The 15,889-nt window shown below is 71.1% G+C and carries 15 protein-coding genes; 10 read left to right on the top strand and 5 right to left on the bottom strand.

All coding sequences use genetic code 11. The annotated features are described in order from the left end of the window. Positions 1-20: 20 nt before the first annotated feature. Entirely contained in the window at positions 21-938 is a 918-nt protein-coding gene (locus tag RBS12_RS13880) for a hypothetical protein (protein WP_307966712.1), read from the top strand. 155 nt (positions 939-1,093) lie between these two features. After that, positions 1,094-2,491, top strand: coding sequence for a ParA family protein (locus RBS12_RS13875; RefSeq protein ID WP_307966711.1), 1,398 nt, complete (start codon positions 1,094-1,096; stop codon positions 2,489-2,491). Between the two features lie 129 nt (positions 2,492-2,620). Here RBS12_RS13875 and RBS12_RS13870 read toward each other — a convergent pair whose 3' ends face one another. Further along, positions 2,621-3,100, bottom strand: coding sequence for a hypothetical protein (locus RBS12_RS13870; protein WP_307966710.1), 480 nt, complete (start codon positions 3,098-3,100; stop codon positions 2,621-2,623). A gap of 234 nt (positions 3,101-3,334) precedes the next feature. On the opposite strand from RBS12_RS13870, the gene RBS12_RS13865 reads away from it, so the two are divergent. After that, a complete protein-coding gene (locus RBS12_RS13865; protein WP_307966709.1) occupies positions 3,335-4,360 on the top strand; it encodes an LLM class flavin-dependent oxidoreductase in 1,026 nt (341 codons plus the stop codon). Positions 4,361-4,553: 193 nt separating this feature from the next. Here RBS12_RS13865 and RBS12_RS13860 read toward each other — a convergent pair whose 3' ends face one another. From RBS12_RS13860 to RBS12_RS13850, 3 genes are read right to left on the bottom strand one after another with little or no spacing between them, the layout of a single operon-like run. After that, positions 4,554-5,159: a hypothetical protein gene (locus RBS12_RS13860; protein ID WP_307966708.1), complete on the bottom strand. Its 606-nt coding sequence runs from the start codon at positions 5,157-5,159 to the stop codon at positions 4,554-4,556. Continuing rightward, a complete protein-coding gene (locus tag RBS12_RS13855; protein WP_307966707.1) occupies positions 5,159-5,722 on the bottom strand; it encodes a TerD family protein in 564 nt (187 codons plus the stop codon). Before RBS12_RS13855 ends, RBS12_RS13860 begins: the two co-directional genes overlap by 1 nt. After that, positions 5,719-6,264 carry a hypothetical protein gene (locus tag RBS12_RS13850; protein ID WP_307966706.1) on the bottom strand — a complete coding sequence of 182 codons (546 nt, stop codon included), beginning with the start codon at positions 6,262-6,264 and terminating at the stop codon, positions 5,719-5,721. Before RBS12_RS13850 ends, RBS12_RS13855 begins: the two co-directional genes overlap by 4 nt. A gap of 120 nt (positions 6,265-6,384) precedes the next feature. Here RBS12_RS13850 and RBS12_RS13845 point away from each other — a divergent pair, with 120 nt between their 5' ends. Then, the gene (locus tag RBS12_RS13845; RefSeq protein ID WP_307966705.1) at positions 6,385-7,689 is read left to right on the top strand and encodes a hypothetical protein; all 1,305 of its coding nucleotides are present in this window, start codon (positions 6,385-6,387) and stop codon (positions 7,687-7,689) included. A 79-nt stretch (positions 7,690-7,768) separates the two neighbouring features. On the opposite strand, the gene RBS12_RS13840 is transcribed toward RBS12_RS13845, so the two are convergent. After that, entirely contained in the window at positions 7,769-8,968 is a 1,200-nt protein-coding gene (locus RBS12_RS13840; protein WP_307966704.1) for a toxic anion resistance protein, read from the bottom strand. Positions 8,969-9,289: 321 nt separating this feature from the next. Here RBS12_RS13840 and RBS12_RS13835 point away from each other — a divergent pair, with 321 nt between their 5' ends. The 6 genes from RBS12_RS13835 to RBS12_RS13810 all read left to right on the top strand — a co-directional run bounded on the left by RBS12_RS13835 (position 9,290) and on the right by RBS12_RS13810 (position 15,860). Next, positions 9,290-10,024: a TetR/AcrR family transcriptional regulator gene (locus RBS12_RS13835; RefSeq protein ID WP_307966703.1), complete on the top strand. Its 735-nt coding sequence runs from the start codon at positions 9,290-9,292 to the stop codon at positions 10,022-10,024. 431 nt (positions 10,025-10,455) lie between these two features. Then, a complete protein-coding gene (locus RBS12_RS13830; RefSeq protein WP_307966702.1) occupies positions 10,456-12,135 on the top strand; it encodes an amidohydrolase in 1,680 nt (559 codons plus the stop codon). After that, the gene (locus RBS12_RS13825) at positions 12,132-13,112 is read left to right on the top strand and encodes an ABC transporter permease (RefSeq protein WP_307966701.1); all 981 of its coding nucleotides are present in this window, start codon (positions 12,132-12,134) and stop codon (positions 13,110-13,112) included. Before RBS12_RS13830 ends, RBS12_RS13825 begins: the two co-directional genes overlap by 4 nt. Beyond that, positions 13,109-13,975, top strand: a complete 867-nt coding sequence (locus RBS12_RS13820; protein ID WP_307966700.1) for an ABC transporter permease — start codon at positions 13,109-13,111, stop codon at positions 13,973-13,975. Before RBS12_RS13825 ends, RBS12_RS13820 begins: the two co-directional genes overlap by 4 nt. Further along, positions 13,972-14,988, top strand: coding sequence for an ABC transporter ATP-binding protein (locus RBS12_RS13815; RefSeq protein WP_307966699.1), 1,017 nt, complete (start codon positions 13,972-13,974; stop codon positions 14,986-14,988). Before RBS12_RS13820 ends, RBS12_RS13815 begins: the two co-directional genes overlap by 4 nt. After that, positions 14,985-15,860, top strand: coding sequence for an ATP-binding cassette domain-containing protein (locus RBS12_RS13810; protein ID WP_307966698.1), 876 nt, complete (start codon positions 14,985-14,987; stop codon positions 15,858-15,860). The genes RBS12_RS13815 and RBS12_RS13810 overlap by 4 nt, the downstream gene beginning before the upstream one ends. Positions 15,861-15,889: the final 29 nt, after the last annotated feature.

The following is a 15,889-nucleotide window of genomic DNA, read 5'->3' as shown; positions in this document are numbered from 1 at the left end:
GGATCGCTAGCATGGAGGCCATGGCTTCCGGCGAGGTGGACCGCCAGCGCGCCTTCCACGACCCGCGCGACCTCACGCCCTTCCGCGGCGTGCGGGTGTCGACGCCTGTCCACGGGATCCTCGGCCGGTTCGGCCGTGCTGGCGCCACGCCACGGCTCCGCCGCTTCCCCGGGAAGGTCGAGCGGGCCGTGTTCGACGCCGTCTTCCGGGCAGGGGAGCCAGAGCGCCTCATCGTCCTCGCCCGATCGCACCCCGGCTGGTCGGGGCTCTGCTACGTCATGGCGGGACTCATCGCGTACCGCTCGCATCAGCACGCCCAGGCCGCCGAGCTTCTCCAGCGCGGCCTCGCCGGCGCGAACGAGCACGCGGCGGCACAGTTCGCGGCGGACTACCTCGCGGGCTGGCAGCAGTGGGTCGAAGTGGCGGAGGGCGTGAACGTCGACGTGGTGTTCAGCGAGGAGGCCGTGTGCCTCGCGCTCGCCCACAGCCTCCGCGAGATTGGGCATCCGCACGACGCGCTCGCGGCGCTCTCGCCGCTTCCGCCGTCGCTTCCGGCGTCGCTCGCCGCGTGCCGCCTCGCCGAGATCCTGAGCCGCCACGCGGACGTCGTCGCCTGGACCGACGGCCTGACCAACCGCGACGACCTCGCCGCCACCCTCCTCATCCTCCGCGCCCGAGCCCTCCGCGTTCTCGGGCGTCGCACGGAAGCCCAGGACGCCGTGCGCGAGGTGATGCGCCGCCGTCGGACGTCCCTTGCGCTGCGCCACACCGCCATGACCGAGCGGGCGCTGCTCGCCCTGGGCATGGGGCGTCGCCCGTCGCTCGGCAAGGACGACGACGGCGCCGCTCGCCCCCGCGCCAAGCGCACGAAGGATGCCGAAGTCAAGGAGCTCTGGCTGCGCGACTTCGAGCGGCTCACGGGGGAACGCCCCGAGTAGATCCTCGGATCAGCCCTTTCGCCGGCCCGCGTGACATGCGCCTGCCCTGGAAATCTGCAACAATCCGGGCTCGGTTGGGTCGTCCCACGATGTGGGCACAGATCCAGCATGGCCGTGACGGCCAGCGTGGCAATGATGGGGAGAGAGAAGTACCGATGACTCAGATCAACGCCCGATTGTCCGCAAATGGGGAGGCACAGATCACCGGATCCAACGGCCGGACGTGGAACACGAGCTACGCAGACCTTGAGGCGGCCCGCCAGTCGGTTCAGGAGACGGCCGCCGCGACGGCCGCCGCGATCGATTCCCCCGTTCAGCTCGTCATCTCGGATCCCGCCGGCGAACAGCGCATGCTCGTGTTCGCGAGCGGGGAGGCCGAGGTCGACGGTGCTCACGCCGCGGCAGCCGCCGAACCGGCGCCCATGGCCGCGCCCGCACACGTTGGCACGCCCGCGCAGGCCGCTCGCCCGGGAGGCGCCGCGGCGGAACCCGCGCGGCCTGCCGCCCCGCCGTCGTCGTTCGCTCCCGCGGAGGGGGAAGCCCGGCCGGGCTCTGCCCACGCCGCGTTCGACGGCGCCGAGCCCCCGCTGCGGCGCCGCCGGCCGACGGCCGCGGACTTCGCGGCGTCGCGCCCGTCCGCCTCGCAGAGCCCCGCGCAGGAGGGCTGGCAGGGGGCCGTCAACGGCCTCTCGGGCGGGGCGCTGCGCCTCTCTCCCGGTGCGCACGAGGTCGAGCGCCGCGAATGGCGGGCGTCAGCGCAGCGCGGGCTCGCCGGACACAAGACGGTCGTGTTCGTGAACCTCAAGGGCGGCGCGTCGAAGACCACGAGCTGCTACCTCGCGGCGGCGACCCTCGGCCGCGTGCGGGGCGGCAACGTGCTCGCGTGGGACAACAACGAGAACAAGGGCACGCTCGGCGACCGTGCGATGGCCGCGAGCCACGACCACACGGCCATCGATCTCCTCGCGAACGTCGAGCGCTTCGCGAGCCCGTCGAATGCCCACGAGCTCGTGAACTACGTGCGGCCCCAGGGCGAGAACAAGTTCCACGTGCTCGCGTCGCAGAACCAGGCGGGAGACAAAGAAGTCATCGACGGTGCCGCGTTCGTGCAGCTCCATTCGGTGCTCCGGCAGTTCTACCACCTCGCGCTCGTCGACACGGGCAACGCGTCGACGGCCGGAACCTGGCAGGCGGCCGTGGAGATCGCGGACGAGATCGTGCTCGTCGCGATGAACAAGGAGGACTCGTCAAAGACCCTCGCGGCGACCGTGGACACGCTCGTCGAGATGGGCTTTGCGGACAAGCTCGCGCGCGGCGTCCTCCTCGTGACGCAGCCGCCCGTCCCCTCGAAGAACCGCAAGACCCGCGTCGCGGCCAACGAGGAGCGGCTCAACCGCATCCGCGAGCACTTCGGCCACTACGTGCGCCAGATCGTCATCGCCCCGTACGACGAGGCCCTCGACGACGGCGCCGACATCATCTTCGAGAACCTTTCGCCGTCCACCCAGGAGGCGTACCTCGAGGCCACGGCCGCGATCGTGGACGGCCTCTGAGCGCAGCGGCGCCCGGGAAGTCCCCTTGTCGCCGGACTTGCCTTGGGGTGGGCCGCCATACAGAAGGGCCCCGATCCGGACCGCCTGCGAACGGTGGGATCGGGGCCCTCGACGGGGGCTTGGCGCGGATCAGCCAGCCTTGACGAGCGGCTCAGGCGACGTGAAGGGGCCGGTGCGGTCGGAGTACGCGAGCTTGAGGCTCGGCTTCTCGGAGGCGGCCTTGGAGGGCTTCAGGCCTGCCGGGGGCTCCTCGGCGCGGCGCGAATCCTCGAGAACCGCTTCGTCCGAGGCCTCGGCCGCGGCCGTCTGGGTGGCGCGGAGCTGCCCGGTGCGGGCCTCGGCCAGGATCGCATCCGCCTTGGCGACCACGGCGTTGCGCACGTGATCCTCCATACGGTCCGGCGCCGTCGTCGTCTGCTCCTCGGGACGGTAGACGAAGAGCTCAGCGCCGACCTTGACGCCGAGCTTGACCAGGAGCGCGCCGACCTGCGCGATCCCGGCCACGAACATCGTGCCGAGGAGCGCGAAAGCAAGGATGGCGAGCATGACGCCGCCAATCACCAGCGTGCCGAAATACACGAGGTTCGTCACGAGAAGTCCGTCGTCCACGCCATCTCCCATCCCCAGAGACTGTCGAGAAGAATGCCCGGAGCTGCGAGGTTTTCCGGGACTCGTTCATTCTTCCGCACTTCCCACAGGGCACTTCAACCGCATCGCCGTGATGTTGTGGAAAAGCAATGGAGACGTTATCGAACGTCCACTTCCGCGTTGGGCAGGCCGTGAGGCGGGCCACACGAGGTGCTGCGTGGGAACAAGCCGCCCCGGCGGGAGGTTGCCGCCCACGTGACCGTGCTCTCGCTTCTTGACCTCGTCCCGATCGTCCAGGGCTCCACCGCGTCCGATGCCTTCGCGAGTGCAACGCGCCTCGCGCGCCTCGCGGAGGAGGCCGGCTATGCCCGGCTCTGGTACGCGGAGCACCACAACACCGAGGCGCTCGCCTCGAACGCGACGGCCCTTCTCATCGCGAACGCCGCCGCGAACACGTCGACCCTCCGCGTCGGCTCGGGCGGGATCATGCTCCCGAATCATTCCCCGCTCGCCGTCGCGGAGGCGTTCGGGACCCTCGCGAATCTCTACGGGCCGCGCATCGACCTCGGGCTCGGGCGCGCGCCCGGCACCGACCCGCGGACCGCGGCGGTCCTGCGGCGCGGGGCGAGGGACGACGACGAACAGCACTTCGCGCGCAGCATCCGCCTCCTCGCGTGGTACTTCGGGGAGCAGGAGGACGACGCAGAGTCCTCCCAGCTCTCCTTCGGTGTGCACGCCGCCGTCGCCCGCGGCACGAACGTGCCGCTGTGGGTCCTCGGAAGTTCGACGGCGGGCGCGGCCATTGCCGGCCAGCTCGGCCTCCCGTTCGCCGCCGCGAGCCACTTCGCCCCGTTCCAGCTGAGCGACGCCATCTGGACGTACCGCCAGGCGTTCAACCCCTCCGCGCCGACGGCCCAGATCCCCGAGCCGCACGTCATGGCCGGCGCGAACCTCATGGTCGCGCCGACGCGCGAGGAGGCCGAGTTCCTCTTCACGTCGCATCAGCAGATGTTCCTCGCGATCCGCCGCGGCCAGCGCGGGCCCATCCGTCCGCCGGTCCGCGAGATGGACTGGGCGCCGCATGAGGAGCAGATGGCCGCCTCGGCGCTCAGGGTCTCCGCCGTGGGCACGCCGTCCGAGGCCGCCGAATTCCTCCGGACCTTCGCGGCCTCGTACGGCGTGGACGAGGTGATCCTCACCGGCTACGCGCACGATCCCGCGCTGCGCGAGCGCAGCTTCTCGCTGCTCGCGGAGGAGTGGGGCGCGGTGCCGGTCGCGTGAGCCACAACTCGCAGCCCTATAGACGCTGAATTGCGCCCGATCGCCCGCGAATTGTGGCGTTGCTGACGCCGAGGAGGGGACTCGGCCCAAAGGCCCCGCGTGCGCGCCGTGATCCTTACCCTGAAGTATTCGAGCTCTACCCGTTATTCCGAGGTACGTGTTCTAGGTCGGAATACTGGTCCGTTATTCCGACTTAGCGCCGCCCGAGGCCGATCGTCATCGAGAAGCCGAACTCGCGCCAGATCTGGCCGTCGTCCCATTCGCGAGGCACGGACTCGGCGCGCAGTTCGAGCACCGAGCCGATGCGCAGGAGCGTGAGGACGGTGCGCCGGCCGTCGCCGAGGGACCCGGCGACGGCGACGGCCGAGCCGTCGAAGGCCTGGACCGTGAGCGGCCCCTGGCCCGCGATGAACAAGGCGCGCCGGAGGAGCCGGACGTGCCGCAGCACGACGACGGCGTCCCGGTTGACGTATCCGACGAGCGGCCGCCCGCCCGCCGTCTGCACCGCTGTGCCGATCTGCTCGCGGTGCACGCTCTGCGCTCCCGTCACGCGCGAGACGTCTTCCCAGGCCGCGCCGCGAGAGCCCGTCACGAAGAGCGAGCCGATGGCGGACTGGCGCGGATTGAGGCGGACGACGGCGGCGCGCGCCGAGAGCTGCGCGACCGAGCCGAGCTCGGGGGCCCGGTAGAGGAGGGACTCGGGCGGCGCCGTGGGGGCGCTGGCCGGGTCGGGCCGGCCGAGCGTGAGGCCGTCGTCCCGCGCAGGACGGCGCGAGGGAGCGGGGTGCTGTTCGGCCATCAGACGTCCAGCCCGAAGTCGCGGCTCACGCCGGCGAGGCCGTTCTCGTAGGCGCGGCCGAGGGCGCGGAACGCCCAAGCGTCCCCGTGGCGGAAGAGTTCGCCGAAGAGCATCGCCTGAGTCTTCTCGGCCTCCGCCGGCGCGGCTTCGAAGCGGGCGATCTCGTCGCCGTCAGGCCGTGCGATGCGGACGTGTGCGTCGCGGAGCGGTGCGAACGTCCCAGGTCCGCGGACCTCCGGGTCGATGTACGTGACGAACGCGATGCTGGCGACGTCCTCGGGAATCCGCGTGAAGTCCGCCTCGAACTGACCGGCCTCGGCGCGCCCCGGCTCGGCGGGGGAGAACGCTATGCCGGGGGACGCCGTCGTCGGCTGGTTGAAGAACACGACGTGCTCGGGGCTCAGGGCCTTGCCATTCTCGCCGCACACGATCGCGAGCGGCACGGGCTCGGCCTGGGGGCCCGGGCCCGGCTCGAGGGACCAGCCCATGCTGACCAGCACGCCGCCGAGGCCTCGGGGCCCGGCGCTCACCTCGACGGTCGTCCCGGGGACGAGCGACGTCATTCGCCATGCTCCCTTCGCTGCTCGTCGCGGGGCTTCCGCCCTCGGGCAATGCGCACACCGTCGACGTCGAACTTGTCCCGCAGGAATCGCCCGTGCGCGCTCAGCTCGGCGATCGCGCCCGTGCGGACCTGGTGGTCGAGGTCGAGCGCGGTCGCGTGGAGGATGTCGAGCTGTTCGAGGAGCTTTTCGGTCTCTGGGCTCTCGTCCACCTGCGTCTCGGGAGGCAGCGCACGGTACACGCGCAGGGAGGTGGGGAGGTAGTCGGCTGTGATCGAGTGGAGGAGCACGCGCTGCTCGGTCGAGGCGCCATGCTCGGCGACGTAGTCGATGAGGAGGCGCAGGACGTCGTCGATCTGGCGCATGTTGGACGACGCGAGGGTCGGGAGCAGAGAGCCGGCGCGGCGGATCGAACTGCGCAGCTCGGCGAGCGCGGCGCGCGTCTGCTCGAGCTCCTCGGCCTGCGTGCGGGGGAGCTCGTCGTCGGGGATGCGCTCGGGTTCCCGCCCGCCGCCGAAGAGCGAGCCGAAGAACTTCGACACCATGGATTCACCTTAGCGGGTACAGGCGACAGCCATCGGGGAGACCGGTACGACGCAGGACGTCCTCGCGCGTCGCCCGCGGAGCGTTCCGCGCGGGTGATCCCCGCGGCGTACTCTCGTCTCATGCCCAAGAGCCGCACCCGCAAGCCCAAGAACAAGAACCGCGCGACCGGACCTGTCGAACGGCGCCGCCGCCGGATCGAGAAGCTCATCGACGCCGTTGCCGTCGACTACAGCGCGTGGGCCGCCGGGGAGCTCGGCGCCGAGGAGGAGCTCGAGGTCAAGGCGTTCTCCGTCGGCCAGCTCGCGATCGTCAAGATCTTCTACGTGTTCCTCGACGCCGACGATCGGCCCAGCGCCGGCCTCCGCATCGATCCGCAGGGCGTCCCCGACGCGCTCGACGCGCTCCTCGACACCGACGACGTCGATCAGCTCCGCTACCTCATCGGGACCCTCATCGACTGGGTCACCTTCCTCGAGGAGACCGAGCGATGGGAGGGCACCGCCGCCGAGCTCGAGGCGCTCACCGAGCTGCTCGACGCAGAGGCCGAGGCCGTGGGCGGGATCGTCGACGCCGCGCCGGGCGAGCTCGGCGCGCCCCGGCGCGAGCCGACCGAGGAGGAGGCGCTCGAGTTCGCGACCGCATCGCCGCTCGTGCGGCACGCCCTCGCCGTGCTCAACTTTGTCGGCGATGGCCGAGCGGTGGACGCCGACGGTGAACTCGTTGGGGCGGAATTCATCGCCATGGCCGCGCTCGTCGGCTCGGACTCCGCCGACGCCCGCCGGCGCCTCTCGCGCCTGTGGCGCGCCATGGTCAACGCGGAGATCCTTGAGATCGACGGCGGGGCTGGCGGGGCTGGTGCGGGCGACGGAGGGGCTGGCGCGGCTGGTGCGGGCGACGGCGCCGGGGCTGGTGCGGGCGACGGCGGGGTTGGCGGGGCTGGTGCGGGCGACGGCGGGGTTGGCGGGGCTGGTGCGGGCGACGGCGGGGTTGGCCAGGGCGCGACGGCGCGCCCCGGCGAGGACGCGGCCCGGCTCGGGACCGGCGACGTCTTCGGGCGTCTCGAGGCCCAGTTCCTCGCGACCGAGTTCGTCATCGCGACGTGCGAGAGCGCGGGCGAGGGGCCTCAGGGCGAGTCGGTCGGCGGCGGGCTCGCAGCGATCCTCCAGCGCGCAGCCGTCGACGATCCGCTTGAGCTCGCGGCCGTCGAGAGCCTGGCGGCCGATGCACCAGACGGTGCCGATCCTGCCGCGCTCGAGGTAGTCTCCGTACTCCTCCTTGACGAGCTCAGGGAACTCGCCGCCTTGGGCATCGTGGATCTGCGGAAGGGCTTCGCCGACGTCCACGCCGCGGCGCTCGACGCCGTCTACGACGCGTTCGAGGCTCCCGACGGAGAAGATTTCGACGAGGAAGACTGGGCCGACTAAGGCACCCGGGCGCCCCGCCCAGTGGTGCCCGCAGCGTGAGGTGCGCGCCGCCGTCGTCCCTTGGTGCCGCCGTCGTCCGTTAGCCGGCGTTGCCCTCCTGGCGGCGGACCCGCTCGATATGCGGGCGGGCCTTCTCTAGCCCCTCCTCGAGTGCGTGCACGGTGCTTTCCATCGAGCGGGCCGCCTGCGAGCGGAACGCGTCGATCGCGTCCATCGTCTGGTAGATGTTCGCGAATGCCCGCTCGAGGGTCTCGACCGAGACGCCCGAGCTCGTGGCCTGCTGGTGGATCCGGCTCGTCTGGTCCTTGAGCATCTCAGACGTCTTGAGGATCATCGCGTTGGTCGTCGTGTTGATCGCGTCGATCTGGTCGAGGACGAGCTTCTGGTTGGAGAGGGCCTGCGCCGTGATGACGGCCGTGCGGAGGGCGGAGACCGTCGTCGCACGGGCCCGGTCGACGCCTTTGATGAGCTCGTTGTTGTTCTTCCGGATGACGTCGATCGCGAGATAGCCCTGCACCGAGACGGCGAGCTGCGTGAGGATGTCCTGCCGGCGCTGCCGAATCGGGAAGAGCACGTCCGCCTCGAGCTGCTGAGCATGCTCCGTCTGCCCCGCGGCGCGGACCTCGGTGATCTTGGCGGCGGTCGCGCCGTCGAGCTCCTGCGCGAACACGGCGTACTCGGAGAGCTGCTGCATGACCTCCCACAGGTTCCCCTTCTCCTGCGCGAGCGCCGCGTTGTCGCGGAGGAGCTCATCCTGGCCGGCCATGAGGGCCTTGATGATGCGGTCGAGCTGCGTCTGGGCGGATTCGTAGCGCTGGAAGTACTTGGCGACCTTGTTGCCGCCGGGAACGAAGCCGAGGATCTTGCGGCTCGTCCCGAGGTCGGCGCGGTTGGGAGTGAGGCTCTCCACGGTCGAGCGGAGCTCGCCCAGGGTCGACGCGACGTAGGTCTGCGCCGTGTCGCCGGTCTTCTTCGCGCCGCGGATCGACGTCGACGCGCGATCGAGGAGCCGGCCCGACGCGTCCGACGACGCGATGATCTCGCGCCCGCCGACGCGGTGGAGGCCCTCGACCTTGCGCGCGAATTCGGGGCTGCGCGAGTCCATGGCCGCGACCTCCGCCACCCACGCCTTCGCCTGGGCGGCAATCTCGGACTGCCGGTCGGCCGCGACAGGGACCATCCCGGGCGCGTCTTCCTCCCGGATCACGGGGGTTGCGTCCGGGGCCTCGAGCACGAGCGCGTCTTCGGTGGGGTCCGGAGGGGTCAGAGGGGTGCTCATCTGTGGTCTCCATTCTTCGCTGCCCTGGATTCAACTCTCTCCCGTGGCAGCAGAGTTCGCGACGTTTGACACACGCTAACTGGGCAACGGGGGACGGGGCAGAGAGGTTCCCCGCGGGGGTCGCGACATGACCGTCTCTTAGCTGCACAACCGTCCCCAAAACCGCGGCGCGAGGGACGGTCTGGTCGCTCAGGGACGGTCATGCGCCCACCGCTGGCTTCGGCTATGCGGCGCAGGGGGATCGTTCGGCATGTGGCCAAGGCTTTCACAAATGAATTTAGTTCATTTGTTTGGGCATTCGGTACCTTAGACTTCGTGACCATGGAGCCCGTCCCCACCGTTGCGACGCCTGCGACGCCCGTGAAGGCAGACCCGCCGGCCGATGCGCCGGGTGCGCCTGCGCCGCGGCGCCGCGGAAGGCCGTCGCGTCCAGTGCTCTCGCGCGAGGGCATCACCGCGGCCGCGCTCGCCGTCATCGCACGGTCAGGCTACGACGGACTCACGATGGCGGCCCTCGCGCGCGAGCTCAAGACCGCGCCCTCGGCGCTCTACAACCATGTGGCGTCAAAGGACGAGGTGCTCAACTGGGTCCAGGACGACGTCAACGAGACGATCGACGTCGCGGGCTTCGGCCGCGATCCGTGGGATCTCGCGCTCATGCGATGGGCTCACTCCTACCGCGACGCATTCGCCCAGCACTCGCCCCTCATTCCGGTCATCGCAGTCCTTCCGATCACCGGCGCGCCGCATACCCTCGCGATGTATGAGCGGGTGGCCGAGGGCTTGCGCGGCGGGGGCTGGCCCGAAGACATGGTCATTGACACCATCGTCGCGGTCGAGTCGTTCGTGCTGGGTTCGGCCATGGATGTCTCCGCTCCCGAGTGGATCTTCAATGTGGGCGACCGCCGCGATCTCGCGCCGACGTTCGCCGACGCAGTTTCGGCCCGCCGAGGAAGCGGCCGGAGCGCCGCCGACGACGCCTTCGCCCTCGGCCTCAACGCCATCGTCGCGGGGCTTCGCGCGACCCTCGCGGCCGCCCAGGCGGCACGACACTAGGCCAGCGCCCGGCCTCACGGGGCGCGGGCGTACCGCCGTTCGGGTGCCACCCCTGACGAGTGGCCACCTCTCGCCTGACGAGCGGACGCCTCTCACCCGGCGCTTGGCCGCCTCTCGCCTGACGAGCGGACGCCTCTCACCCGGCGCTTGGCCGCCTCTCGCCTGACGAGTGGCCACCTCTCACCCGGCGCTTGGCCACCTCTCGCCCGACGCTTGGCCACGTCCCGCCCGGCGCTTGGCCACCTCTCGCCCGACGCTTGGCCACGTCCCGCCCCGGCGACCGGCTATGGGTTGGGCGGGATCTGGCCACGGGTGGGCGGGATCTGGCCACGCAACAGAGTGGCAGGAAGCCTGAACCTCTTGACCGTGACCTGCGCCACTGTTCTAATAAACGAACGTCATTCATTTCTTGCAGTAAGGCAGACCCCACAGTGGCTTCCACCTTGTATGTCAATGCGCGGTTCTTCACCGCCGACCAGCCCGAGTGGGCAGAGGCCCTCGTCGTCGACGGGGACCGGATCGTGTACGTGGGGGACGAGCCGACGGCGCGCCGGATCGCGGGCGGCCTCGCCGCTGGCGCCGAGGTGATCGAGGAGGACCTCGGCGGCCGGCTCGTGCTGCCTGGCTTCGTCGACGCCCACGCACACATCGTCGGCACCGGCGAGGCTGCGGGCCAGGCCGACCTCTGGGGCGCCCACGACCTTGCCGAGATTCAGCGCCGCCTCGCGCGCTGGGCGGCCGAGAACCCCGAAGCCACCCGCGTCCGCGCGCAGGGCTGGCTCCCGGGCACTGTCCCGGGCGGCGCACCGACGCGCCACATGCTCGACGAGGTGGTCTCGGACCGTCCCGTGTATGTCCAGACCTACGACTACCACTCGATCTGGCTCAACACCGCGTCGCTCGCTGAGCTCGGCATCGACCGCGACACCGTGGCGCCCGCGGGCGGTGCGATCGCCCGCGACGAGGCGGGCGACCCCACGGGCTACATCGACGAGACGGCGATGCAGCAGCTCGTGTGGCCCGCGCTCGACGGCGGTGCAAGTGACGACGAGCGCGACCGTTTCCTCGCGGCGGCGCTCGCGGGCTACCGCGCGACGGGCGTCACGGCGGCGACCGACATGGGGCTCGACGAGGCCGACCTCGCCGCGATGGTCCGCGCCGAGGAGGCCGGGACGCTCACGGCCCGCATCTCGGCCCACTACCGCGTCTACCGCTCGGAGGACCCGGCCGAGAACCTCGCCCAGGTCGCCCGCGCCGCCGAGCTCGCGGCCCGCCACGATTCGCCGTGGCTCCGCGTCGTCGGGATCAAGGTCATGGTGGACGGCACGGTGGACGGCTGCACCGCCGCGCTCGGCCGCCCGTACGCGGACGGCTCGCTCGCGGACCCGATCTGGGACCTTGAATCCCTTGCCCCCGTCGTCGCCGCCGCGGACGCCGCGGGCCTCCAGGTGGCGATGCATGCGATCGGCGACGAAGCCGTGCGGATCGCGATCTCCGCCGTCGAACGCGCCGTCGCCGCGAACGGCCCCAAGGAACGGAGGCACCGCATCGAGCACCTCGAGGTGGTCGAAGAGGCCGACATCGCCCGCCTCGCCGCGCTCGGCATCACCGCGAGCATGCAGCCCGTCCATGCGGACCCCGCGATCCAGGCGAACTGGCGCGCCAAGCTCGGCGACGAGCGCATCGAGCGGGGCTTCCCGTGGCCTGAGATGACGGACGCGGGCGCGGCGCTCGCGTTCGGCACGGACTCCCCGACGTCGCCCTACGCGCCCCTGCCCAACATGTTCGTGGCCTCGACGCGCCGCTCGGCCTTCGACCCGTCGCTTGAGCCGAACATTGCGCACTACGCGCTCCCGCTCGGCGATGCCATCACCCACGCAACGCGCGACGCAGCGTGGTCGAGCCGCGCGGAGAACCACATCGGCCGGCTTGCGGCGGGGCTCTTCGCGGACTTCGTCGTCGTCGACCGCAATGTCTTCGACGGCCCTGCCGAGGAACTGCTCGACGCCGCGATCGTGCGGACGGTCGTCGGCGGACGCGAGGTCCACACGGCGGCGGCCCACACGGCGGCGGCCGCGCAAAGCCCAGACCCCGCCGGGGCGACCCGATGAGCGCGGCCAGCCCGAAGGCCGCCCTGCACACGCTCCGCTTCCTCGGCGGGCGCATCGGCGGGCTGCTCGTGACCCTGCTCGCGTCGAGCTTCGTCGTGTTCGGCGCCCTGTACCTCGCGCCGGGCTCGCCCATCACGTTCCTCACCCACGGCCGGTCGATGACGCCCGACGCGATCGCGCAGATCAACGAGCAGTACCACTTCGACGAGCCGTTCCTCCTGCAGTACGTCCGCTGGCTCGGCGGCATCCTGCAGGGCGATTTCGGCCGCTCGATCCTCTACAAGGACTCGGTGGGCTCCCTCCTGGGCCAGCGCATCGGCACGACGGTCGCCCTCATCGCCCTGAGCGCCCTCCTCGTCGCGCTCATCGGCCTCGGGATCGGCATCTTCTCGGGCCTCAAGCCCGGCATCGCGTCGAGCGCGCTCATGGGGGTGTCGACGGCGGCCATGGCCGTCCCGACGTTCGTCGCCGCCGTCGTGCTCACGCTCGTGTTCGCCGTCGAGCTCGGCTGGTTCCCCGTGTTCGGCGTGGGCGAGGGCCCTGTCGACATGCTGTATCACCTCATCCTGCCGGCGTTCGCGCTCGCGCTCGCCTCGATCGCTTTCGTCGCGCGGCTCTCGCAGGCCGCGATCCGTCAGGAGATCACGGCGGACCACGTGCAGACGGCGATCAGCCGCGGCTTCCCGTACGGCGTCGTCGTACGGCGCCACGTGCTCCGCAACGCGTCCCTGCCCGTGCTCACGGTCCTCGGCCTCACGCTCGCGGGGATGATCTCGGGCACGGTCGTCGTCGAGCAGGTGTTCCAGCTCAACGGCCTCGGGAGCCTCCTCGTGAGCTCCGTCCAGCAGAAGGACTTCCCGGTCGTCCAGGCGATCTGCCTCGTCTATGTCGCGGCCTTCATCGTTCTCAATACCGTCATCGACCTCGCGTACTCGGTCCTCGACCCGCGCGTCTCGGTCGGGGGAGGAAAGTCATGACCGCCCTTGCCGTCGTCGCCGAGGCCCGCCGGCGCACGCGCCGACGCCCTCGGGGCAAGCACCTGAGCGTGCTCGGCTGGGTCGCCGCCGTGGTGCTCGCCGTCGTCGCCCTGCTCGCGGTCTTCGGCCCGCTGCTCGTCACCGTCGACCCCAACGCCGTCGACCTCGGGAACGCGTTCGCGGACCCGAGCGCGGGTCACCCGCTCGGCCAGGACGCGAGCGGCCGCGACCTGTTCTCGCGCCTCCTCTCGGGCGCCCGGACGTCTCTCGTGGGACCGCTCCTCGTTGTCGTCGTCTCGACCCTCCTCGGCACGGGCCTCGCGCTCGCCGCGGTGTGGGTCGGCGGCTGGTTCGACACCGCCGTCGCCCGTGTTGTCGACGCCGTGTTCGCTTTCCCCGGGCTGCTCCTCGCGATTCTCGCGACGTCGATCTTCGGAACGGGCCTCCAGGCGGCGATCATCGCGCTCTCGATCTCCTACACGCCGTACATCGCGCGGATCGTGCGCGGCGCGGCTCTGCGTGAGCGCTCGCTCCCGTACATCGCGGCGCTGCGCGTCCAGGGACTGCGCGGAACGGCGATCAGCCTGCGGCACATCCTGCCGAACATCGCGGGGCTCATCTTTGCGAACGCGACGCTCTCGTTCGGCTTCGCGCTCATCGACCTCGCAGCCCTCTCGTTCATCGGACTCGGCGTGCAGGCTCCCACGGCCGACTGGGGCGCCATGGTCGGCACCGGCATGGCCGGCATCCAGCAGCTCGAACCGCAGGAGGCCCTGTGGGCGAGCCTGCTCATCGTCATCACCGTCGCGGCGGCGAACAGCCTCGGCGACGAGCTCGTCAAGCGATCGGAGGCCCGCGCATGAGCGCCCTGCTCGAAGTCGACGGCCTGAGCGTCGAGCTCCCGGTCGCCGGCGAATACCGCACCGTCCTCCAAGACGTGTCCTTCAGCCTCGACGCCGGGCAGACGCTCGGGCTCGTCGGCGAGTCCGGGTCCGGGAAGTCGATGACTGTGCGCAGCATCGCCCAGCTTCTCCCTCCCGGGGCGCGTACCTCGGGTTCGATCACGTTCGACGGCGCGTCCGTCCTCGATCTTCGCGGCGACGCGCTGCGGAAGTTCCGCTCGCGCGACGTCTCGATGATCTTCCAGGACCCGCGCGCCCACACGAACCCTGTGCGCCGCATCGGCGACTTCCTCACCGAGGCGATGCGCGTCAACGGCCGCGTGCCGAGGCGCGAGGCGGAGCGCCGCGCCGTCGAACTCCTCGCAGAAGTGGGGATTCACGACGGCGAGCGGCGGCTCAGGCAGTACCCGCACGAGCTTTCGGGCGGGCTCCTCCAGCGCGTCATGATCGCCGCGAGCCTCGCCGTGAAGCCGCGGCTCATCCTCGCCGACGAGCCGACGACGGCGCTCGACGTCACCACCCAGAGCGAGGTCATGGCGATCCTCGCGCGGCTCCAGCGCGAATACGGGATGGCGATGCTCTTCATCACGCACGATCTCGAGCTCGCGGCCGCCGTGTGCGACGAGACCGTCGTCATGTACGCGGGGGCTATGGTCGAACACCAGGCGTCGTCGCGCCTCCACACGGACCCGCTCCACCCCTACAGCGCCGCACTCATGCAGGCGCGACCCGAAATCGAGCGGCGCGTACCGCGGCTTCCCGCGATCCCCGGCCACCCGACGTCGGCCTTCGAGACCCCGGACGGGTGCGCGTTCGCGCCCCGCTGCCGGTTCGCCGAGGACGCGTGCCGGGCCGCCCTGCCCGCGTTCGAGCGTGTGGGCGACGGCGAGTACAGCCGCTGCCGCCGCGCGGAAGAGCTGCGCGGGCAGCTGCTCGTGCCGGCGGTCGTGTCTCACGAGGAGGTTGTGCGATGAGCAGCACAGCGGGCAGGCGCGCGGACGCGCGCACAGACAGCGAACGCACGACGGCGGCGCCAGGCGGGGTGCCCATCCTCGCCGTCGACGGCCTGCGCAAGACGTTCGGCCGCGGGCGGAAGGAGGCCGTCGCCGTCGACGGCGTCTCCTTCGAGCTCGCGGCCGGTGGATCGCTCGGCATCGTGGGCGAATCCGGCTCGGGCAAGACGACGACGGCGCGCATGCTCATCGGCCTTGAACAGCCGACGGCGGGCCGCATCGTGCTCGATGGCGCGGACCACACGCGGCCCGCGCGCCGGATCAGGGACCTGCGAGCGCGCGGGCGGCTCATCCAGATCGTCTTCCAGGACCCGTACACGTCCCTCGATCGCAGGCAGAAGATCGGGGACTGCCTCGGCGAGGTCGTGCGGCTCCACTTCGGGCTCTCCGGCTCGGCGCTCGACGCGCGGGTGCGCGAGCTCGGTGAGCTCGTGGGCCTCCACGACCGGCAGCTCCGGGCCCTCCCGCGCGAGCTCTCGGGCGGCCAGCGGCAGCGCGTCGCGATCGCACGGGCGCTCGCGGCTGAGCCGAAGATCCTCATCCTCGACGAGGCCGTCTCCGCCCTCGACGTCTCGATCCAAGCCCAGATCCTCAACCTTCTGGCGGACATCCGCGAACAGCGTGGAGTCAGCTACGTCTTCATCAGCCACGATCTCGCCGTGATCCGGCAGATCACGGACACGGCCATCGTCATGCGGCACGGCCGGGTGGTCGAGCAGGGGCAGACCGCCGACGTGCTCGACAGCCCTCAGGACCCCTACACGCGGCTCCTGCGCGACAGCGTCCCCCATGCGGGGTGGCGGCCCGGAGCGGACGCCCTCGTCACGTCCTGATGCACTCCTCTCCCACCCCGCCTCCCGAA

Source organism: Sinomonas sp. ASV322 (genome assembly GCF_030908245.1).
Taxonomy (GTDB): domain Bacteria; phylum Actinomycetota; class Actinomycetes; order Actinomycetales; family Micrococcaceae; genus Sinomonas.
This window is presented reverse-complemented; position numbering and strand designations above follow the sequence as displayed.

Excerpts from the sequence above, each read along its gene's own strand:
- RBS12_RS13880 (WP_307966712.1), top strand. The coding sequence starts at position 21 with ATGGCTTCCGGCGAGGTGGACCGCCAGCGCGCCTTCCACGACCCGCGC.
- RBS12_RS13875 (WP_307966711.1), top strand. The coding sequence starts at position 1,094 with ATGACTCAGATCAACGCCCGATTGTCCGCAAATGGGGAGGCACAGATC.
- RBS12_RS13860 (WP_307966708.1), bottom strand. The coding sequence starts at position 5,159 with ATGGCCGAACAGCACCCCGCTCCCTCGCGCCGTCCTGCGCGGGACGAC.
- RBS12_RS13855 (WP_307966707.1), bottom strand. The coding sequence starts at position 5,722 with ATGACGTCGCTCGTCCCCGGGACGACCGTCGAGGTGAGCGCCGGGCCC.
- RBS12_RS13850 (WP_307966706.1), bottom strand. The coding sequence starts at position 6,264 with ATGGTGTCGAAGTTCTTCGGCTCGCTCTTCGGCGGCGGGCGGGAACCC.
- RBS12_RS13845 (WP_307966705.1), top strand. The coding sequence starts at position 6,385 with ATGCCCAAGAGCCGCACCCGCAAGCCCAAGAACAAGAACCGCGCGACC.
- RBS12_RS13840 (WP_307966704.1), bottom strand. The coding sequence starts at position 8,968 with ATGAGCACCCCTCTGACCCCTCCGGACCCCACCGAAGACGCGCTCGTG.
- RBS12_RS13835 (WP_307966703.1), top strand. The coding sequence starts at position 9,290 with ATGGAGCCCGTCCCCACCGTTGCGACGCCTGCGACGCCCGTGAAGGCA.
- RBS12_RS13825 (WP_307966701.1), top strand. The coding sequence starts at position 12,132 with ATGAGCGCGGCCAGCCCGAAGGCCGCCCTGCACACGCTCCGCTTCCTC.
- RBS12_RS13820 (WP_307966700.1), top strand. The coding sequence starts at position 13,109 with ATGACCGCCCTTGCCGTCGTCGCCGAGGCCCGCCGGCGCACGCGCCGA.
- RBS12_RS13815 (WP_307966699.1), top strand. The coding sequence starts at position 13,972 with ATGAGCGCCCTGCTCGAAGTCGACGGCCTGAGCGTCGAGCTCCCGGTC.
- RBS12_RS13810 (WP_307966698.1), top strand. The coding sequence starts at position 14,985 with ATGAGCAGCACAGCGGGCAGGCGCGCGGACGCGCGCACAGACAGCGAA.